The sequence below is a fragment of the Frankia sp. RB5 genome (assembly GCF_059816245.1).
Genome location: NZ_JCBATA010000018.1, coordinates 105,311 through 124,812, shown reverse-complemented (window position 1 = coordinate 124,812; position 19,502 = coordinate 105,311). Strand labels below are relative to the sequence as shown.

The window sequence follows — 19,502 nt, the reverse complement described above, 5'->3', positions numbered from 1 at the left end:
CCGATGGTACTGCATGGGGGACCGTGTGGGAGAGTAGGACGCCGCCGGACTTACATATGTGGGGCCGTTTCGACTGTGGTCGGGACGGCCCCACATGTTTTTCCAGGGACGTTCCCGCCCCGGTCCGGAGCCCGCCACCGATACGGTGACCGGCACCGCCGGGCACACCCCGTACTGTGGACGTCGTCCAGTGGCGGGCGCGCCCTGGCCAGAAAGCAGACCCGCCGGGGTAGGCGGAACGAAGGGGAACGGCCGTTCATGGCGAGGGAAGACAGAGCGAACGACGACGGCCGATCCGGGCCAGCGGCCGGAGGCCGGCGGCAGCGCTCCGACCGGTCACAGCAGACCGAACGCGGTCCGTGGCGAGGCGGCGGGTCCGCGTCGGGCCGAGGTGCTGGCGCCCGCGGTTCGGGGTCGTCCCGTGGCAGCTGGTCCGGTGACTCCACCGGCGCGCCTGGCCGGTTCCGCGCCGGTCAGGGTGCCTCTGGTGCCGGCACACGCGGGGGTCAGCAGCGCGATGGTCGGCCGCGCCAGGTGCGCGGCGACGGAGCGGACGCGGCGAGCTCGACCTCGTTTCGGCGTTCCGGTGCCAGGCCCGTGGCCGGCCGGCCCGAGCGCTCCCCGTCCCGTGGCGCGGAGGACTCCGGCGGGCGCGCGGTGACAGCCGAGGCCGCCTGGCGGGCGCGCCAGGTCGGACGCACCGACGGCGCGGACGCGCCGCGTGGCAGCGGCGCGGCCCGCGGCGGCCCGCGTCCCTTCCGTGATCGCTCCGAGCGGCCCGAGCGGCCACGCCGAGACAGCAGCCCGGCGCGGAGTTCGACATCGCGCGACGAGGTCCATCCCCGGCGGGACCCGGGCGGTCGCTTCGGCGGCGCTGGGCACGGCGACCGGGACCGGACGCAACGTGGCGGGAGTTCGCAGGGCCGGGGTGGCCCCGCGGGCGGCTATCGACAGCAGAGCGGTCCGCGTCGTCAGCCTGGCGCTGATGCCCGGGGCGGGTTCGCGGGTGGCAGGGACCGTCCGCGTCCGGCCAGCGATCTTCGCCGACCGGATCGTCCCAGCCGGCCCGACTACCGCACAGGCACGCCACGCCCGGCGGGCGAGCCCGACAGGCGCCAAGCCCCCGGGATCGGACCGAGGCGCGAGCCCACCGTCGGCGAGCCGCGCCGCGCTGACCGTGACGACGCGTCGAGAAGCGCTCGCGCGACTCCGGTGGAGCGCGACGTGCCGACGGCGTCACGTCCGGCCGATGCTCGGCGGACGCGGGACGGTCGGACCTCGCGGGAACCGCAGGCCGGACCGGGCCGGGTCGATCGTGATCGCGCCCCGACCGATCGTGGCGTCGCGCCGCGAGCACAGGGGCGTCCGGGAGCGTCAACGGGATCCGGAGATCGCGGGCGCCCCGACCATGGGAAGCGGCCGGATCGACCTGGCCGCCCGCAGCGGGGCGACCGCCCGGCCGGCCCCGGCGCCCGGGCAGGGCGTCCGGAGCGCACGGACCGCCCGGAGCGGGCCGTGGGTGGCAGCCGGCGGCCGCGGGTGCAGACACCGCCGCTTCCCGACGAGGCACGTGCCGACCTGCTTGACCACGACGTACGACGGTCGCTGCGAGGCCTGCCATCCTCGATGGCGGACACGATCGCGCGCCATCTCGTCGCCACCGCGCTGCTGCTCGACGACGACCCCGCGGCCGCTCTCGCGCACGCACGGGCCGCGGCCGACCGGGTGCCGCGCCTGCCCGCGGTGCGGGAGGCCGTCGGCATCGCCGCCTATCACGCGGCCGAGTACAGCACCGCTCTGGTCGAGCTGCGCGCCGCGCGGCGCATGGACGGCTCCGCGCACAACCTGCCGCTGATGGCCGACAGCGAGCGCGGGCTCGGCCGGCCCGAGCGTGCCGTCGCCTACCTGCGTGATCCACAGATCGAGGAACTCGATCCGGAGACCCGCGCCGAGCTGCTGATCGTCGTCTCCGGCGCGCGGCGGGATCTCAATCAGCCCGAGGCGGCCGTCGTCCTGCTGCGTGATCTCGCCACCGCGAAGGGATCGCCGGAGCCATGGACGGCGAGACTCTGGTACGCCTACGCCGAGGCGCTGCTCGCCGCGGGGCGTCCCGAGCAGGCGGCGCACTGGTTCACCTCCACCGCGGCGATCGACGAGGGCGAGACCGACGCCGCGGCCCGCGCCTACCTCATCACCACCGGCGAGCCCATGCCGGCGGAGGACGACGAGGACACCGAGACGGGTCCGACCAGCTAGTCCAGCGGGCGCAGCAGGAGTCCCGTACGGGGTTTGGGCGTGAACAGGGTCGATTTGCGAGGCATGCGTTCTCCGGCCTCGGCGACCGCGGTGACGTCCGTGACCGGTGTCGGGTTGAGCAGCAGGGCCGTGCCGCCGCCCGCCGCCGCGGCGGCGATCGCGGCCGCGGCGTCGTGGTGGTAGCCGACGACCTCCACGGTGTCGGCCAGGCCCCAGACGTCGACGATCAAAGCCAGGTGGGCGACGGTGACGTCGAGGCGGCGGAAGGCCGCCGAGCGCTGCGCTGGCAGGCTGCGGGCGAGCAGCTCCGGTGACGGCTCGCTGAGCAGGTAGGCGGAGACCCCGTCGGTGACGGCGAACGCGTGCCCGTCCCTTCCCGCGTCGGCGAGCATCTCGAGCAGCCGCCGCGGGTCGACGGCCGCGCTCGAGGCCCGACCGATGCCGGTGGCGATCCCGATACCCGGGGTTCTGACCGGCGCGCCGGCGCCGGACGCCTCGACCCTCGCCGTGTCGGGACCTGCGAGGTGGCGGACGCTGAAGGCGGCGGCGGCCCGGCGTACGGCGTCGTCAAGGCGCAGGCCCGCCACCGCTCGATGTATCGCGTGCACGCGCGGGCCGGAGACGGTGGCGTCGACGAGGAACGCGAGCCCGAAGTCCCAGGGGCCCGGGCCGTCGCCCGCGGCGTGCCGCTCCGCCTGGTACTGCCGGTAGGTGGCGTAACGATGATGGCCGTCGGCGATGACGGCGTGCCGGGGCAGCAGGTCGGCGGCGACGGTCGCGAGGACCGCGGGATCGTCGATCGTCCACAGCCGATGGGTGACCCCGTCGTCGGTGGTCGTCTCCACCCGTGCCGGTGTCGTGACGAGCTCGGCGACGACCCGGCTCGTCTCGCCGCCGCCGGCATAGAGCAGGAAGATCGGCTCGAGGTTCGCCCGGGTCGCCCGGGTCAGCGCCAACCGGTCCGTGACCGGCCCGGTCATGGTGTTCTCGTGCGGCAGGATGATGCCCGCCTCGGGGTCGGCGAGTGCGACGGCGCCGATCAGGCCGCGCTGCACATGGCCGTCCTGCTCCTCCTCGCAGACGTGGAGCGACGCCGTCTCGTCGCGGAGCAGCACACCGGTGTCGAGCCATTCCCGCAGGAGGCGATCGGCACTGTCGTAGTCGTCGCCGGGCAGGATCAGCCGCACCACGTTGTGTTCGTCGCGCTGCCACAGGCTGGCCCGTTCGGCGTCGTCGATGACGTCGTAGGGCGGGGAGGTCCGTGCGGCGAGCGCCGCCCCGGACACCGGGAAGCGGGCCGCCCGCACGGGGGCCAGGACAAGGCCGGCCGGTACCGGGACGGGCGTGTCGGCGTTCTCCATGCGCGCATCGTAGGACCGGATCGCGCTCGCCCGGCCGACCCGACGCGATGACCGGCCCACCGGGCACGCCGTCTCGGCCCCATGGTGGTCCCGGCGCGCCGCGTCGCCGCCGTCCAGGCAGCTGCGGGCGGACTGCTCACGCACCGTATGGGCGTGCCTGGGACCGGCGGTGGCGCGCCGCGCCGCGCCGAAAGTGATCATTATCCGATAAGGGAGCCTCCGACAGGCCGTTGCGGCGACACTGGTACAGGCGGTCCGGTGGTCCCCCGGTGAGAGGAGCGGTTACCCAGAGCGATACGGCCCGCCGGGCCGAGGCGGAGCGCGGCACCGGGACTGATGTCACCGGCGGCGTTGTTGGCGACAGGTGTTCGGCCATGTCCTGGAGGTGAAGATGGCTGACGAGACCGGCCGCCCGGCGGAGACTCCGGACGGGGGCCACACGGTTCAGCCTGAGCCCGCGCGGACGGGTCCCGCCGGCGAGGTCTACGACTGGTACACGCGTGGCATGGCTCTGCTCGGCCATGGGAACGCCAACGCCGCCGTGCAGCTGCTCGCGCACGCGGTCGCGGCCGAGCCCGCGTCGCCAAGCGTGCGGGAGGCGCTGGGACGGGCCCAGTTCACCGCCGGCCAGTACCTGGCTGCCCGGGAGACGTTCGCCTGGATCGTCGACCGCCATCCCACCGATGACTACGCGCAGTTCGGGCTCGGCCTGTCCGCGCGCAAGATCGGCGATCTGCGCGCGGCGGTCGAGCATCTCGCCCTGGCGGTCGCGATGCGTCCGGACATCCGCCATTACGGTGTCGCCCTGCGCGGTGCCCGTGCGGCGCTGGCCCGAGCATGAACCTGCCTGACGCCGGCCTGGTGGCGCGCCCACGCGCCGCCGCCGGCGCCGAACCCCTGCGCGGCACCGACGGCCCGCTCGCCGCGTTGTTCGACGTCGCCCTGATGGATCTTGACGGGGTCGTCAACCGCGGGGGTTCGGCTGTGCCGCACGCCGCGGACGCCATCGCCGCGGCCGGCCGGCGCGGTCTGCGCACGATCTACGTGACGAACAACGCCCTGCGCCCGCCGGCCGAGGTCGCCGCGCGGCTGACCGGCTTCGGGGTGCCGGCGACGGCCGAGGACGTTGTCACCTCGGCACAGGCCGCGGCGCACGTGCTTGCCGCGCGTCTGCCGGCCGGCGCGCGGGTTCTGGTCCTGGGCGGACGCGGGCTGCGCCAGGCGGTCGTCGAGGAGGGGCTGACGCCGGTCGACAGCGCCGACGACGAGCCGGCCGCGGTCGTCCAGGGCTTCGATCCGGAGCTGACGTACGCTCGGATCGCCGAGGCGGCCTACGCGATCCGGGCCGGCGCCTGGTGGGTGCTGAGCAACGCCGACCGCACCGTGCCGTCCGAGCGGGGCATCGCGCCGGGGAACGGGTCGATCGCGGCGCTGCTGCGATCCGCCACCGATCGTGATCCTCTTGTCACCGGCAAGCCTGAGGTGGCGATGCACCAGGAGTCGATGCGCCGCAGCGGCGCCCGCCAGCCGATCATCGTCGGCGACCGGCTCGACACCGACATCGAGGCCGGCACGCGCTCGGGCACTCCGACCCTGCTCGTCCTCACCGGTGTCACCACCCTTTCGGACCTGCTCGCCGCGTCGCCCCCGCACCGGCCGACCTACCTGGCAGCCGACCTGCGTGGCCTGCTGCGTCCCGCGCCGGCCGCGGGCCGCGTTCCAGCGGCCGGCCCGCATGCCGCGTGCTGTGGGCCCTGGCTCGCCCGGGTCGAGGACGGCGTGCTGAGCTGGTCGCCCGTCACCCCGGCCGGGGGCACGCAGGCCGGGCCAGAACCGCCGGCGGACGACCTTGACCTCGACGCCGCTCGCGCTGCCTGCACCGCGGCCTGGGCCGCCGCCGACGACGGCGCCGCCGTGCACACGATCGCCGCGCAGCGCCCCGCGTGCTGCTCCGACCTGGCAGCTCCGGCCAGCCGTCGCTGACGTTGCGGTGCGCGGCCTCAGAGCAGGGAACGCACGCGCAGCAGGTCACGGACGCTCGCGTCGACCACGAGTCGACCGCTGCGCCAGGCGGTGAGCACCGACAGTCGGCCCTCGGTGAGGGCGACGAGGTCGTCGCTGGCGACGGTCAGCACGATCTGCGCGTCGTCGCGGGGGCCCTCGCCGAGGTCGCGCAGGCAGCCGTCGCGCAGCTCGCCGTGGAAGGCGGTTCCGAGATCGGGGACGCGGCAGACGATGCGCCGGTCCGGGGCGCGCGGCGGGCGCCCCTGCGCGGCGAGCACGTCCAGCCTGGTGGCGATGGCCTGGAGTGCGGCCAGGCACTGCGACCTGTCGGCCATCGGCGGATCTGGCCTCCTTCCGGTCATTTCGGATCGTTTCAGTAATTCTCGTTCGTTTCGGTCGGTTGTGGACGTTCCCGCGAGGTGGGCTCTCCCATGGTGCCTCCCCGTACCCGCACCGCGCAGCGACGAGGTCCGGTCCGGTCATGTCCAGGGCGCCGCGGGCGCGGGCGGTCCATGAGATACGTCGCACGGGGCGCGTCACGCCGGACCGTCGCATCATCGACGGAAAGTACGGGAGGCTGACAGAGTGAGCACCGACAACCTGCCCGCCGAGATCCGGGACGCCCTGACCCGGCTGGACGCCCTCGATGTCCTGCCGACGTCCGCGCACGTGGAGGTCTTCGAGGAGATGAACCGTCGACTGGCCGACGCCCTCGCCGACCTGGACGGCTCCGGCTCCACCGCCGTGCCGGCCGCTGGTGCTGGCGGGCCGCGGCCCGGGCCCGGCGCGGCCCGCCCGACCCGCTGAGCCGGGCGGGAAGATGGCGTCCCGGCGCGTACGTCTGGACAGCGAGCTGGTCCGGCGCGGTCTGGCGCGCTCCCGAGAACAGGCCGTCGACGCGATCAGCGCCGGACGGGTGCTGGTCGGCGGTATACCGGCGACGAAGGCGGCGACGGTCGTCGACGGTTCGACCTCGATTGCCCTGGCCGCCGGGGACGACCCCGGCTGGGCATCCCGCGGCGCGCACAAGCTCCTCGGCGCCTTCGCGGCGTTCGGCGTTCCCCCGTTGCCGGGGGCCACGGAACCCGACGGCGACACCGCCGAGCCGACCGCCGAGCCGGAGGAACGCGGGCAGGTGAGGCTTTCCGTGGCCGGGCGGCGCTGTCTCGACGTCGGCGCCTCCACCGGCGGATTCACGGACGTGTTGCTGCGCCATGGCGCCGCGTCCGTCGTCGCGGTCGATGTCGGATATGGCCAGTTGCTGTGGCGGTTGCGGTCGGATCCGCGGGTGCGGGTACTGGACCGGGTCAACGCCCGCGCACTGACCCCGGAGGAGGTCGGCGATCCCGCCGAGCTGGTCGTCGGCGACCTGTCGTTCATCTCGCTGGCGCTGGTGCTGCCGGCGCTGCGTGCCTGCGCGGCGCCGGACGCCGATTTCGTGCTGCTGGTCAAGCCGCAGTTCGAGGTCGGCCGGGAGCGGCTGGGCGCCGGCGGTGTCGTCCGTGACCCGGCCCTGCACGCGCAGACCGTGCGCGACGTCGCCGCTTCGGCGGCCGTGCTGGGCCTTGGCACGCGGGGGGTGACGGCGAGTCCGCTGCCGGGTCCGGCAGGAAACGTCGAGTACCTGCTGTGGCTCGCCGCGGGCGCGCCGCCCCTCGACGAGGCCGCGCTCGCCCGGGCGATCGAGGACGGCCCGGCGGGTTCGAGGGACGGCGCGGGCGCCGCGGCCGCCCCCGGGCATCGTGCCGGCCGGTCGAGGTGACGGGCATGACACGGGAGATCCTTGTCGTCACCCATCCGCGCCGATCGGTGGTGCGCGAGAGCGCGCGGCGCGTGCTCGAGGGTCTGGCCGCCGCGGGAATCGCACCGCGGGTGCTGCGCGACGAGGCCGACATGCTTGAGCTCACCGGCGCCACCGTCGTCACGAACGATGACGACGCGGCGGTCGGGGTGGAGCTGGTGATGGTCCTCGGCGGGGACGGCAGCCTGCTGCGGGGCGCCGAGTTCGCGCGCACCGCCGACGTCCCGCTGCTCGGCGTCAACCTCGGGCATGTCGGATTTCTGGCCGAGGCCGAGCCGGACGCGCTGGAATCCACCATCGACCACGTTGTCCGCAAGGACTACACGGTGGAGGATCGGATGACCGTGGACGTGACGGTCCGCCGCCGCGGTGAGATCACCTACACCGGGTGGGCACTCAACGAGATGTCGCTGGAGAAGGCCGAGCGGGCCCGGATGCTCGAGTGTGTCCTGGAGATCGATGGCCGACCGCTGTCCCGGTGGGGGTGCGACGGCGTGATCTGCTCGACGCCCACGGGGTCGACGGCCTACGCGTTCTCCGCTGGCGGGCCGGTGATGTGGCCGGGGGTGGAGGCCCTGCTCGTCGCGCCCATCAGCGCGCACGCCCTGTTCGCCCGGCCACTGGTGCTCGCCCCGAGCTCGACCGTCGCCGTGGAGGTCGTGGAGCCCGTGCCGGGGATCCTGTACTGCGATGGCCGGCGGCTCGCCGAGGTGCCGCCCGAGTCGCGGGTGGAAGCGGCTCGGGGCGCCCGCCCGGTCCGGCTCGCGGTGGTGCGCCCGCTGCCGTTCACCGACCGGCTCGTCGCCAAGTTCGGCCTGCCGGTCGCGGGATGGCGGGGACGCAACGGGCGCTGAGCCATGGCGGTGCCGCGGGTTGTCGGGTCGGACGATGTCGGGGAATGGTGTGGTGCGGCTAGAGTTCGGGGCGTGCTCGAGGAGATTCGCATCCGCGGCCTCGGGGTCATCGACGACGCTGCCCTCGACCTCGCGGCCGGCCTCACCGTGGTCAGCGGCGAGACCGGCGCCGGCAAGACCATGATCGTGCAGGGGCTCGGCCTGCTCACGGGGGGCCGGGCCGACTACGGCCTTGTCCGGCCAGGCGTCGAGCGGGCGTTCGTCGAGGGGCGGCTGGTCATCCCGGCCGACTCCGCGGTCGCCGCCCGGGTCCGCGACGTCGGCGGTGACCTCGACGACGACCCTGGCGGCGCCGTGCTGGTCGTGGGCCGGACACTGACATCCGAGGGACGTTCCCGCGCGCAGGTGGCGGGCCGTTCGGTACCGGCGAGCGTGCTTGGGGAGATCGCCGAGGAGCTCATCGCGGTGCACGGCCAGTCCGAGGCGCAGCGGCTGCTGCGCCCGTCCACCCAACGGATGGCGCTGGACCGCTTCGCCGGCGACGCGGTCGCCGAGCCGCTGGCCCGTTACGGCGTCGTCCACGCCGACCTGCACCGGGTCAGCCGGGCACTCGCGGAGATCACCGAGCGTTCGCGAGAGCGCGAGCAGGAGGCCGAGCTGCTGCGCCTCGGCCTCGCCGAGGTGGAGCGGGTGGAGCCCTCCGCGGGTGAGGACGTCGCTCTCGATGCCGAGCTGTCCCGGCTGGAACATGCCGAGACCCTGGTCCGCGCCGCGCGCACGGCGCACGCGGCGCTGATGAGCGACCCGGCGTCCGGGTCCGACGACCCCGGCGCCGGCGATCTCGTCTCCGCCGCGCGTCGGGTGATCGCCGGCGACTCCGATCTCGACGCCGAACTCGCCGCGCTCGGTGCCCGACTCACCGAGGTCGGGATGCTCCTGACCGATGTCGCGGCCGACCTCGCCTCCTACGCCGAGGGTATCGACGCCGACCCTGTCCGCCTCGCCGACGCGCAGGAGCGCAAGGCCGCGCTGACGGCGCTCACCCGCGCGCACGGCACCGACATCGACGGCGTGCTGGCCTGGGCCGACCAGGCCGGCCGCCGCCTGCTCGAGATCGACGGCGCCGGCGACAGCGCCGAGACGCTCACCGCGCGCCGCGACGAGCTGACGGTCGAGCTCGCCCGGCTCGCCGCCGCGGTCAGCGCCGCCCGCACCGCGGCGGCGGAGCGCTTCGGCGCCGCGGTCGCCGCGGAGCTTGCCGGCCTCGCGATGCCCCGCGCCCGCGTGCAGGCCGCCGTCACCCAGCGGGACGACCCGGCCGGGCTGCCTGTCGGCGAGCGGGTCCTCGCCTTCGGCCCGTCCGGCGTCGACGAGGTGGAGCTGCGGCTCATTCCCCATCCCGGTGCTCCGGCGAGGCCCGTGCAGAAAGGTGCCTCCGGCGGTGAGCTGTCGCGGGTGATGCTCGCGATCGAGGTGGTCCTCGCCGCCGCCGACACCGGCTCGACCATGGTCTTCGACGAGGTCGACGCCGGCGTCGGCGGTCGCGCCGCCGTCGAGATCGGCCGCCGCCTGGCCCGGCTCGCCCGGACCCACCAGGTCATCTGCATCACCCACCTGCCGCAGGTCGCCGCGTTCGCCGACCGCCACCTCGTCGTGCACAAGGCTGACGACGGCTCGGTGACCCGCAGCGGCGTGATCACACTCGACGATGCCGGTCGGGTCCGCGAGCTGTCCCGCATGCTCGCGGGGCAGGAGGACAGCACACTCGCCCGCGGTCACGCCGAGGAGCTGCTGGCCGCGGCCGCGGCCGACAAGTCCCGTCCGTAGCCGCGTGCGGCTGGCGGCCAGGACGCCGGCCAGCGGGCGGATCACCAGCCAGAAGCGGGTCGCCAGCAGGATCACCGGGCTGATCTTCATACCGCGACGTTAGGCGGGTCGCCCGCTGTTGTCGAACGCGTGTTCCCATCCTGTGGATAACCGTGGTCATGGGTGTCAGGGCTGGTGATCGTCGTGTGGTCAGGGTGGCGTGGGCGATGGGTTCAGCCGGGCGTCGAGTGGACCGGCGCACTGCAGGTGGTGGATGGAGCCGTGGACCTCGGCGGCAGTCCCGAGTCCGTGCCCATCCCGGCCCCGGCACACACCAGCAGGGCCCCGGCGCCCGCGAGCAGCGTCGCCGCCCCATCGAGAGACTCCTCGGCCGTGGCCGTGGCCGTGGCCGCGACCGCCGCCCGGGCCTGGGCCAGGGCCGGTCACGATGTCCGGGCCTGCGGGACGGTGGTTTCCGAGCGGAGGATGACGAGGTGCTGGGTCGCGCGGGTCATCGCGACGTAGCGGTCGACCACACCCGCGACGCCGGGACCGAAGGACTCGGGATCGACGAGGACGACCAGGTCGAACTCGAGCCCCTTCGACAGGTCCGGGGTCAGACACCGGACGCGAGGCCGCTGCGGGAACGTGGCCTGGAACGCGGAGTCGCCGATCACGCAGACGGTTCCCTCCGGGTGGTCGGCCAGCCATGTGTCGAGGGTCGGCGCCAGCTCCGATACCGACCCGTACGCGACGGGGACGCCGGTGCCGCGGATGGAGGTCGGCACGTTGGCGTCCGGGAGGGCCGCCCGGATGACCGGCTCGGCCTGCTCCATGACCTCGCGGGGCGTCCGGTAGTTGATGGTCAGGGCGGCGAGGGTCACCCGGTCGAGTCCGATCCGCTCGAGTCGCTCCCGCCACGACTCCGGGAAGCCGCGCCTGGCCTGGGCACGATCCCCGACGATCGTGAAGCTCCGCGACGGGCAGCGAAGGAGCAGCATCTGCCACTGCGCGTCGGTCAGCTCCTGGGCCTCGTCGACGACGATGTGCGCGAACGGGCCGGCGAGCAGATCCGCGTCGGTGCCCGGCGACGCGGCCTCGTCGACCAGGGCGTCGCGCAGATCCCGTCCGTGCAGCATCGTGATCGCCCCCTCGCCGTCGTCGTCGGCCGCGAGCAGGTTGTCGACGACTCTGGTCATGTGGTCGCGTTCGGCGGCGAGCGCGGCGTCGCGCCGGCGCCTGCGCCGGGCGGCCCGCGGGTCACCCAGGCGCTGGCGGGCCGCGTCCAGCAGCGGCAGGTCGGCCTCCGTCCAGGCGTGCGTGTGCGGGCGGCGCAACACGCGCGCCTCCTCGGGGCTCAGCCAGGGCGCGCACCTGCGTAGATAGGCGGGAACCGACCACAGGTCGGCGACGAGATCCGCCGCCTCGATCATCGGCCAGGCCCTGTTCAGGGCCGTGATCAGCTGCCGGTTGCGCCGCAGGGACCGGTGGACCTCGTCCGCCGGGACGCCGTCGGCCTCGGTCGCATCACCGAGCCTGTCCGCGAGGATCATGATCAGTTCGTCGAGGATCTGGCCACGTGCCTCGTTGTGGGGGGTGCCGGGATCCGGTGCGCCGAACGCCTCGGCCCAGTCGTCGACGCTGAGCCGAAGATCGGACCAGTCAGTGGTGACCGTCATACCTTCGCCCGGCGGCTCCTCGTAGAACAGTACGGCCGCCTCGATCGCGCGCACCAGGTCCGCGGACGACTTCAGGCGGGCCACCTCCGCGTCGGGCTCCGGCACCGCCGTCGCCCCTTCGGCGACGAGGTCGCGCAGGGTACAGGTCCGCACGCTCTCCTCGCCGAGACTCGGCAGGACGTCCGCGACGTAGGCCAGGTACGGCTGATGCGGGCCGACGACCAGCACGCCGCCCCGACGGGGGCCGAGACGGGGGTCGGCGTGCAGCAGATACGCCGCGCGGTGCAGCGCGACGACCGTCTTGCCGGTGCCCGGGCCGCCGTCGACGACGAGCGCGCCGTCGGAGCCCGCGCGGATGATGGCGTCCTGGTCGGCCTGGATGGTCCCGAGTACGTCGCGCATCCGGGACGACCGGCTGGAGCCGAGGCTCGCGATGAACGCGGACTGGTCGTCGAGCGCGGCGTGTCCGTCGAATCCGTCCGGGGTGAACACCTCGTCCCAGTAGTCGCTGATCCGTCCGCGGGTCCAGCGGTAGCGGCGGCGGCTGGCCAGGCCCATCGGCCGGGCGTGCGTGGCGCCGAAGAACGGCTCCGCGGCCGGCGCCCGCCAGTCGAGCAGCAGTCGGTGGCCGTCGCTGTCGGTGAGACCGAGCCGTCCGATGTACACCGGCTCGGGGCGCTCGGAGTGGACGATGCGTCCCAGGCACAGGTCCAGGCCGAACCGGCGCAGGGCGCGCAGGCGGGCGGTCAGCCGATGGATCTCGAGATCGCGTTCCAACGCCTGCTGGCCGGCGCCGCCGGGTGCCCGGCGCACCACGTCGAGACGGTCGGACAGGTCGGCGATCGACTGCGCCAGGGTCCTCGCGAGGGCGGCGAAATACCGCTCGTCGTCGGCGATCAGCCCCGGGTCGGCCTTGGCGGCCAGCTGGGCGGGAAGGCGGAACGCGCTGGTGGTGAGATGGTTCACACGCACATCCTGGTGCGCCCGCGGCGCGGTGCGAGGCCCGCGCGGGACCCATATGTCGACGGCGACACGTGCACGTGGTGACTCCTGTTCCGCTGGCGACGACTCTGGTTGGCGATTCTGCGGCATGCCCCGGGTCTTGCCGCAAGCCCCAGGGTGCGCTATAAATTAGAAGCGGCGGGGAGCCAGATTTGGCCTGCCCCGGGATCCCACCGCTCCTGTGATCTTTTCTCCGGCGCTTCCTGTTGATGTCGTCTGTCGCGATCGGCTTCGTGATCATGTGGCGATGCTGTCGGAAGGTCCAGCCGTGCCTGGGTGGAAGCCCTGACGGCGACGCCGGTCGACGCCGACTCCCATCCTTCTCGTCGCGGGTGTGGTCGTGTCTCACCGCCATGTGGTGACGCTCGCGAATGTTTGAGGTCGTGTTCGTCGGCTCCGGCGGAGCGCCGCCAGTGGGCGTCATTGTCAGCGGCGATTCGGCGCGCTACTATCGAACATGTATTCGAGTCAGGAAGTGCGTGGCAGGGCGGTCGATGATGCGCGGTGCGAATGCCGTCGGCCGCGCCGAAGCTCCGACAGGAGAACGTGATGCTTTCGTATTCTGGGCGCCGGTGGGTAGGCTCGATGTATCCGGACATTTGTCGCGATGATGGGAAGGGCGAGCGGTCACCCGGCGCGGCCCGAACGGTGTCGTGGCCCGGCGGCGGTGGTGCCGGTGCTGATCGACAGGTGGTCGTCCGGTCCGTTGCGCGTGGCCGTCCGCATGGTGTCCAGACTCCCGGGCTGGCCTCGGGGAGTCGGCGAACCGACGATCGGACGGCAACGGACCACTCGGAAGCTGTTACCGTGAAGACCCGTGGAGGCGTCGGGTCCGGACCGGCGGCGTGACCACGGGAGTTTCGCGTGGGCCAGGTGCATGTCACCAAGCACATCTTCGTCACCGGCGGGGTTGCGTCGAGTCTCGGCAAGGGACTGACCGCCTCCAGCCTCGGTCGACTGCTCAAGGCGCGTGGTCTGCGTGTCACGATGCAGAAGCTCGACCCGTACCTCAATGTCGACCCGGGCACGATGAACCCGTTCCAGCACGGTGAGGTGTTCGTCACCGACGACGGGGCCGAGACCGACCTGGACATCGGTCACTACGAGCGGTTCCTCGACGTCAACCTCGACGCGAGCGCGAACGTGACGACCGGCCAGGTGTACTCGGCGGTCATCGCCCGCGAGCGCCGCGGCGACTACCTCGGCCAGACGGTCCAGGTCGTCCCGCACATCACCGACGAGATCAAGGATCGGATCCGCCGGCTCGCGGGCGACCACGTCGACGTCGTCATCACCGAGGTCGGTGGCACGGTCGGTGACATCGAGTCGCTGCCCTACCTGGAGGCGATCCGCCAGGTCCGCCACGAGGTCGGCAGGGACAACGCGCTGACCGTGCACGTCAGCCTGGTGCCGTATCTGGCGCCGTCCGGCGAGCTGAAGACCAAGCCGACGCAGCACTCCGTCGCCGCGCTGCGCAGCATCGGCCTGCAGCCCGACGCGGTGGTCTGCCGCTCCGACCGGCCGCTGCCGGACTCGCTGAAGAAGAAGATCGCGATGATGTGTGACGTCGACGACGAGGCCGTCGTCGGCGCGCCCGACGCGAGTTCGATCTACGACATCCCCCGGGTGCTGCACCGGGAGGGGCTCGACGCCTACGTGGTGCGCCGGCTCGGGCTGTCGTTCCGCGACGTCGACTGGACGGAGTGGGACACGCTGCTGCGCCGGGTTCACCAGCCGGCGAACACGGCGACCATCGGCATCGTCGGCAAGTACGTCGACCTGCCCGACGCGTACCTGTCGGTCACCGAGGCGCTGCGGGCCGGCGCGTTCGCCACGGACACCCGGGTCGAGCTGCGCTGGATCACCTCCGACGAGTGCGCCTCGCCGGAGCGGGCCGCGGCGCTGCTCGACGGCGTCGACGGGATCATCGTCCCAGGCGGGTTCGGGGTGCGGGGCATCGAGGGCAAGCTGTCGGCGCTGCGCCACGCCCGCGAGAGCCGGATCCCGACGCTCGGGATCTGCCTCGGCCTGCAGTGCATGGTCATCGAGGCGGCGCGGGACCTCGCCGGACTCGCCGGCGCGAACTCCACCGAGTTCGAGCCCGACACCCCCCATCCGGTGATCTCCACGATGGCCGATCAGCACGAGGTCGTCGCCGGCACCCGGGACATGGGCGGGACGATGCGCCTCGGCCTCTACACCTGCGCGCTCGGCCCGGGCACGGTCGCCCGGCGCGAGTACAACGCGCCGGAGGTCGCCGAGCGCCACCGGCATCGGTACGAGGTCAACAACGACTACCGCGACCGGCTCGCCGCCGCCGGCCTGGTGTTCTCCGGCACCTCGCCGGACGGCCGCCTCGTCGAGGTGGTGGAGCTGCCGGCGGACGTGCATCCCTACTACGTCGGTACCCAGGCGCATCCGGAGTTCCGCTCCCGGCCGACGCGGGCCCATCCGCTGTTCCGCGGCCTGGTCGCGGCCGCGCTCGTCCACGCCGACCGGCGACGCGGTGTGCTGCCGGTCGACCTGTCCGACGCGAGCACGGTCGCGGACGACACCCGCGGGGACGGCGGCGACGGGCACACCGTCGACCATGAGGCCGTGAGCGACGGCGCCAGGGCCGGCGGCAAGGCGCCGAAGAGCGCGCGGGGCAGGAACGGCTCCGCGGCCGGCGGAACGAGGGACGAGGCCCACCCGGGGCCGACCGCCAACGGCACCGCGGCCCTGGTGTCGCCGTGACCGCCGCGGGGCACCGCTACGAGGTCACCGAAAGTACGCTCGGCTACCAGGGGCGGATCATCGCCGTGCGGCGGGATCTCGTCCGCATGCCGGACGGTGACGTCTCCCAGCGCGACGTCGTGGTGCACCCGGGGGCGGTCGGCGTGGTGGCGCTCGACGACGCCGGCCAGGTCGTCCTCGTGCACCAGTACCGCCATCCCGTCGGCGGGCCGCTGTGGGAGCTGCCCGCCGGCCTCCTCGACGTGCCCGGAGAACCGGCGTCCGTCGCCGCCGCCCGCGAGCTCGCCGAGGAGGCGGCTCTGCGCGCCGGCCGGTATGACCTGCTCGTCGACGTGTGGTCGTCGCCTGGCATGACCAACGAGGCCTACCGCGTGTTCCTCGCCCGCGACCTGAGTGAGATCCCCGCGGCCGAACGTTACGTTCCGGAGCACGAGGAGGCCGAGATGAGTGTCGCCCGGTTCGACCTCGACGAGGCCGTGGCGCGGGTGCTGCGCGGCGAGATCACCAACGCGATGGCGGTCGTCGGCCTGCTCGCGGCCGCCCGCGCCCGTGCCGACGACTTCGCCGGGCTGCGCCCGCTCGACGCCCCCTGGCCGGGCCGACCCGCTCACAACGGCTGAGCCGCGGCCCACGAGCCGGGCCCACGACAGCCGGGGCCGCCGGGCCTCCGTCAACCAATGACCCGGGCAGCCGGGCGGCCGGGCAGCCGGGCAGCCGGTGAGCTGGTCAGTCGTTGTGGACGAGGACGCCGGATGCCTCGTTGACGACGAGGGGCTGCGCGGCGGCCAGGTTCACCGCCTCGAGCGGGAACGCCTGCGCGACGCCCGGCAGTGTGAACGTGCCGTTCCAGGTGACCGTGAGCGTCACCTGGAACTGGCCCGGCCGTGCGTAGCCGTGGGTGACGTACGCGTCCGGATGGTCCCGCGGGGAGATCGCCGCATCGTACGGACGGCCCGGCGCGTCCGGACCGGTGGAGCCGTCACCGAAGTCCCAGTGGTAGTGGGGCACCGCGCTGATGGTCGCCACGACCGGCTGGTCGACGTTGAACGTGTAGGACGGCGGCGTCGGCGAGTACAGGATCGTGGCCAGGTTGGCGATACTGCGCCCGGACGGCGCGATGACGATCGAGGGCTTCGGCAGCAGCCTGTCCCGCAGGTAGGCGGCCAACTCGGCCTGCACCTGGGCGAGGGGGATGCCGGCCGCGTCGGGCAGCAGGTAGTTGTTGCATCCCGCCATCGTCTGGTCGAACTGGGCACGCTGCTCGGGGGTCATCGCCGGGTCGGGGCCGACGAGCTCGTACAGGTCGCAGACGGCGGCGGGGTCGTCCGGGCAGTTCTGCCCGCAGGAGGCCGCCCGGCCGCCGCTGCGGCCGGTGGCGCCCACGGGAACGCGCGCCAGCATCCCGTTGCGGTACTCGTACTGGTAGCCGTCGGCGGTGGCGCGGGTGTCGCAGCTGCCCCAGAGCACGCCCGCGCACGGCACGACGGTCCGGCCGTCGGGCGCCGCCGCCGCGGGGCGCGCCCCGCCGAGGCTCGCCAGGCCGAGGACGCCGACGAGCAGGATCGCGGCGGTGAGGACGGAGCCGAGCCGCCGTGCGGACGCGCTCATGCCGGCGCCGGGGCGTAGCGCAGGGTCTGGACCCGCCAGCCCCGCTGGGTGAGGGCGAGCTCGGCCGTGGCGGCCCGGGTGGGCACGCCCGGGGCGTCGCCGACGTGGCGCCCGGCGGCGTCGAGCAGGCCGACCGTGGTTGTCCGCAGGGTGAAGGTCACGGTGGCGACGAGGCCGACGCGGGGCTGCGCGGACACATCGGCGAGCCCGTAGGCGGGACCGTCGGCGTGCAGCCCGCGCTGCTGCAGGGAGCGGCTCACGCCGACGTCCAGGGCGCAGGTCTGGCAGCCGGCGAGTGCCGTCGCGCTGATCGCGGCGAGCCGGCCGCCTCGGGTGGCGTCGTTGATCTCACGGAAGTAGGCCTCGACGGTCGTGCGGGCGGCGGCCGGGGAGTCGTCCGCGCCGGGCACGCCGGCTTCGCCGGTGGCCGTCGCATCGCCGCCGGACGTGCCGGGACGAGCGGGCAGCGGGGCGCCGCCGGCGCTGCCGCCGGAATCATCGCAGCCGGCGAGCACGCCCATCCCAGCCAGCATGGCGAGCCCAGCCAGCAGAGCGAGCCTGACCAGCAGGGCGAGCCTGACCAGCAGGGCGCGGCCCGGCGGGCCCGCGGGCCGTGCGGGGAGGCGTGACGATCCGGTGTCCGTCCGCCCGGTGTCCGTCCGCCCGGTGTCCGTCCGCCCGGTGTCCGTCCGCCCGGTGTCCGTCCGCACAGGTCGCCAGAATAGCCATGAAAACGCGGCATGTGGATAGGGAGCCACCGACAACGGTGGGCAGGTCCTACTATTCGTTTGATGATGGAAGTGACCGGCGGCGGCGAGGCCTTCCGGATGCGCTCCTCCGGCGACGGGGGAGCGGACGGCGAGCCGGCCGGGCCGGCGGACACCCCGTGCCCGCCGGCGAACGTCGTCGCTCGCTATCTCCATCACCTCGAGGGCGAACGCGGACTCGCCCACAACTCGGTCCTCGCCTACCGTCGGGATCTTCGCCGCTACCTCGACCATCTGTCGGCGCACGGCCTGTGCTCGTTGGACGCGGTGGGCGAGGCGGAGGTTGCCGGTTTCGCCGCGGCGCTGCGTTCGGGTGACGACACGCACCAGCCGCTGGCCGCGGCCTCGGTGGCGCGCATGCTCGTGGCGGTGCGCTCGCTGCACCGCTTCGCCGCCGACGAGGGTGACGTCAGCGAGGACGTGTCGCGGCCGGTGCGCCCGCCCGCGCCGCCGCGCAGGCTGCCGAAGGCGCTCACCGTCGACCAGGTCGGCGCCGTGCTGGCGGCGGCGATCGCCGGGCCGGTGGCCTCGGCGGAGGCGGACGTGACGGAGGTCGCGCGCCGGCTGCGGGCCAGTGCGCTGCTGGAGCTGCTCTACGGCACCGGGGCGCGCATCTCCGAGGCCGTCGGGCTCGACGTGGACGACCTGGATCTGGACGGCGCCGCCGTCCGCCTGCACGGCAAGGGCGGGCGGGACCGGGTCGTCCCACTGGGCCGCTGCGCGGTCGAGGCGATCACGGACTACCTGCGGGCCGGTCGGCCGGCGCTCGCGGGGCCCCGCTCGGGGGCGGCGGTCTTCCTGTCGCGCCGCGGCAACCGGTTGTCCCGGCAGAGCGCCTGGACGGTGCTGCGCACGGCCGCCGCCGCGGCCGGCGTCGAGGGGGTGTCGCCGCACGTGCTGCGGCACTCGTTCGCCACTCACCTGCTCGATGGCGGGGCGGACGTTCGGGTGGTCCAGGAGCTGCTGGGCCACGCGTCCGTGAGCACGACCCAGATCTACACGCTGGTGACCGTCGACCGCCTGCGGGAGGTGTATGCGACGTCACACCCGCGCGCGCTCACCGCGCGGCCACCCGCGGCGCCGACACCGGGCGGCGGCTGGATCCCCGGCGCCCGGGCAGCGAGCGGGGACCATACCCGCCTGACGGAGTCATTCCCTCTGCGCTGAAGCCGGCGGCGACCGCCGGCGGGTCCGCTCAGGACGGTGTGTACGGCCCGAGGCTCGGCATGCCGTTGGACGGCGCCGACGTCGGCACTCCGCCGACTCCGCCGACTGCCTGCGTGCTGCGCTCGGCCAGTGTCTCGCCCACCTTGCGGGCGATCGCCTCCATCAGGCGCAGCGCCTGCGGCAGCGACAGGTTCAGCACCACTTCGCTGTCGTTCGTCATCGCGAAGCGAACCGATACGTCCGCCATTGCTCGACCTCTCTCGCCTGACTCGGAAGATCTGCTCGATGCGTGTGAAACCGAACGGTACGGCCCATCTGCGACCAATGCACGGCCGGGGTTGCCGGACGCACCCGAGGTCTCGCTGGACGTACTCGATCGCTCACCTATGGTCGCTGCCCATGGGCTGTAGCTGTCTGTCACGTGCGCTGCTCCTCTGCCGGTAGCGACGTGTGTGGGATCC

16 protein-coding genes are annotated in these 19,502 nt (G+C 73.8%); 10 read left to right on the top strand and 6 right to left on the bottom strand.

Features of this window, described 5'->3' with window-relative positions; translation table 11 throughout:
* The first annotated feature begins 1,515 nt into the window (after positions 1–1,515).
* Positions 1,516–2,256, top strand: a complete 741-nt coding sequence (locus AC6EXY_RS12130; RefSeq protein ID WP_243407643.1) for a hypothetical protein — start codon at positions 1,516–1,518, stop codon at positions 2,254–2,256.
* Here AC6EXY_RS12130 and AC6EXY_RS12125 read toward each other — a convergent pair.
* Positions 2,253–3,617 (bottom strand): DUF1015 family protein, encoded by a 1,365-nt coding sequence (locus tag AC6EXY_RS12125; RefSeq protein WP_101832517.1) that lies wholly within the window; start codon positions 3,615–3,617, stop codon positions 2,253–2,255. The genes AC6EXY_RS12130 and AC6EXY_RS12125 overlap by 4 nt on opposite strands.
* Before the next feature lie 391 nt (positions 3,618–4,008).
* Between AC6EXY_RS12125 and AC6EXY_RS12120 the strand changes: the two genes are divergently transcribed.
* Entirely contained in the window at positions 4,009–4,458 is a 450-nt protein-coding gene (locus AC6EXY_RS12120) for a tetratricopeptide repeat protein (RefSeq protein ID WP_101832518.1), read from the top strand.
* Positions 4,455–5,600, top strand: a complete 1,146-nt coding sequence (locus AC6EXY_RS12115; protein WP_101832490.1) for an HAD-IIA family hydrolase — start codon at positions 4,455–4,457, stop codon at positions 5,598–5,600. Before AC6EXY_RS12120 ends, AC6EXY_RS12115 begins: the two co-directional genes overlap by 4 nt.
* 17 nt (positions 5,601–5,617) lie before the next feature.
* On the opposite strand, the gene AC6EXY_RS12110 is transcribed toward AC6EXY_RS12115, so the two are convergent.
* Entirely contained in the window at positions 5,618–5,956 is a 339-nt protein-coding gene (locus AC6EXY_RS12110) for an SCP2 sterol-binding domain-containing protein (RefSeq protein ID WP_101832491.1), read from the bottom strand.
* Between the two features lie 250 nt (positions 5,957–6,206).
* On the opposite strand from AC6EXY_RS12110, the gene AC6EXY_RS12105 reads away from it, so the two are divergent.
* The 4 genes from AC6EXY_RS12105 (at position 6,207) to recN (ending at position 10,103) form a co-directional block, all read left to right on the top strand.
* Positions 6,207–6,428, top strand: coding sequence for a hypothetical protein (locus tag AC6EXY_RS12105; protein ID WP_101832492.1), 222 nt, complete (start codon positions 6,207–6,209; stop codon positions 6,426–6,428).
* 13 nt (positions 6,429–6,441) lie between these two features.
* Positions 6,442–7,383, top strand: coding sequence for a TlyA family RNA methyltransferase (locus AC6EXY_RS12100; protein WP_101832519.1), 942 nt, complete (start codon positions 6,442–6,444; stop codon positions 7,381–7,383).
* A 5-nt stretch (positions 7,384–7,388) separates the two neighbouring features.
* Positions 7,389–8,276: an NAD kinase gene (locus tag AC6EXY_RS12095; protein WP_101832493.1), complete on the top strand. Its 888-nt coding sequence runs from the start codon at positions 7,389–7,391 to the stop codon at positions 8,274–8,276.
* 72 nt (positions 8,277–8,348) lie between these two features.
* Positions 8,349–10,103, top strand: coding sequence for a DNA repair protein RecN (gene recN, locus AC6EXY_RS12090; protein ID WP_101832494.1), 1,755 nt, complete (start codon positions 8,349–8,351; stop codon positions 10,101–10,103).
* Positions 10,104–10,525: 422 nt separating this feature from the next.
* Here recN and helR read toward each other — a convergent pair whose 3' ends face one another.
* Complete coding sequence (helR, locus tag AC6EXY_RS12085) at positions 10,526–12,727, bottom strand: RNA polymerase recycling motor ATPase HelR (RefSeq protein ID WP_101832495.1); 2,202 nt, start codon at positions 12,725–12,727, stop codon at positions 10,526–10,528.
* Positions 12,728–13,627: 900 nt separating this feature from the next.
* Here helR and pyrG point away from each other — a divergent pair.
* Both pyrG and AC6EXY_RS12075 read left to right on the top strand, forming a co-directional pair.
* Positions 13,628–15,499, top strand: a complete 1,872-nt coding sequence (pyrG, locus tag AC6EXY_RS12080) for a CTP synthase (protein ID WP_101832496.1) — start codon at positions 13,628–13,630, stop codon at positions 15,497–15,499.
* Complete coding sequence (locus AC6EXY_RS12075) at positions 15,496–16,119, top strand: NUDIX domain-containing protein (protein WP_499818806.1); 624 nt, start codon at positions 15,496–15,498, stop codon at positions 16,117–16,119. The genes pyrG and AC6EXY_RS12075 overlap by 4 nt, the downstream gene beginning before the upstream one ends.
* A 106-nt stretch (positions 16,120–16,225) precedes the next feature.
* On the opposite strand, the gene AC6EXY_RS12070 is transcribed toward AC6EXY_RS12075, so the two are convergent.
* Together AC6EXY_RS12070 and AC6EXY_RS12065 are read right to left on the bottom strand one after the other, a co-directional pair.
* A complete protein-coding gene (locus AC6EXY_RS12070; RefSeq protein ID WP_101832498.1) occupies positions 16,226–17,107 on the bottom strand; it encodes a PKD domain-containing protein in 882 nt (293 codons plus the stop codon).
* Positions 17,104–17,817, bottom strand: coding sequence for a hypothetical protein (locus AC6EXY_RS12065; RefSeq protein WP_499818805.1), 714 nt, complete (start codon positions 17,815–17,817; stop codon positions 17,104–17,106). Before AC6EXY_RS12065 ends, AC6EXY_RS12070 begins: the two co-directional genes overlap by 4 nt.
* A gap of 81 nt (positions 17,818–17,898) precedes the next feature.
* Between AC6EXY_RS12065 and AC6EXY_RS12060 the strand changes: the two genes are divergently transcribed.
* On the top strand, positions 17,899–19,041 hold the full coding sequence (locus AC6EXY_RS12060; RefSeq protein ID WP_499818804.1) for a tyrosine recombinase: 1,143 nt from the start codon (positions 17,899–17,901) through the stop codon (positions 19,039–19,041).
* A 28-nt stretch (positions 19,042–19,069) separates the two neighbouring features.
* On the opposite strand, the gene AC6EXY_RS12055 is transcribed toward AC6EXY_RS12060, so the two are convergent.
* Complete coding sequence (locus tag AC6EXY_RS12055) at positions 19,070–19,288, bottom strand: hypothetical protein (RefSeq protein WP_009742848.1); 219 nt, start codon at positions 19,286–19,288, stop codon at positions 19,070–19,072.
* Positions 19,289–19,502 lie beyond the last annotated feature (214 nt).

Coding starts and splice junctions, on each gene's coding strand:
- AC6EXY_RS12125 (WP_101832517.1), bottom strand. CDS start 3,617: ATGGAGAACGCCGACACGCCCGTCCCGGTACCGGCCGGCCTTGTCCTG.
- AC6EXY_RS12120 (WP_101832518.1), top strand. CDS start 4,009: ATGGCTGACGAGACCGGCCGCCCGGCGGAGACTCCGGACGGGGGCCAC.
- AC6EXY_RS12115 (WP_101832490.1), top strand. CDS start 4,455: ATGAACCTGCCTGACGCCGGCCTGGTGGCGCGCCCACGCGCCGCCGCC.
- AC6EXY_RS12110 (WP_101832491.1), bottom strand. CDS start 5,956: ATGGCCGACAGGTCGCAGTGCCTGGCCGCACTCCAGGCCATCGCCACC.
- AC6EXY_RS12100 (WP_101832519.1), top strand. CDS start 6,442: ATGGCGTCCCGGCGCGTACGTCTGGACAGCGAGCTGGTCCGGCGCGGT.
- AC6EXY_RS12095 (WP_101832493.1), top strand. CDS start 7,389: ATGACACGGGAGATCCTTGTCGTCACCCATCCGCGCCGATCGGTGGTG.
- AC6EXY_RS12070 (WP_101832498.1), bottom strand. CDS start 17,107: ATGAGCGCGTCCGCACGGCGGCTCGGCTCCGTCCTCACCGCCGCGATC.
- AC6EXY_RS12060 (WP_499818804.1), top strand. CDS start 17,899: ATGATGGAAGTGACCGGCGGCGGCGAGGCCTTCCGGATGCGCTCCTCC.
- AC6EXY_RS12055 (WP_009742848.1), bottom strand. CDS start 19,288: ATGGCGGACGTATCGGTTCGCTTCGCGATGACGAACGACAGCGAAGTG.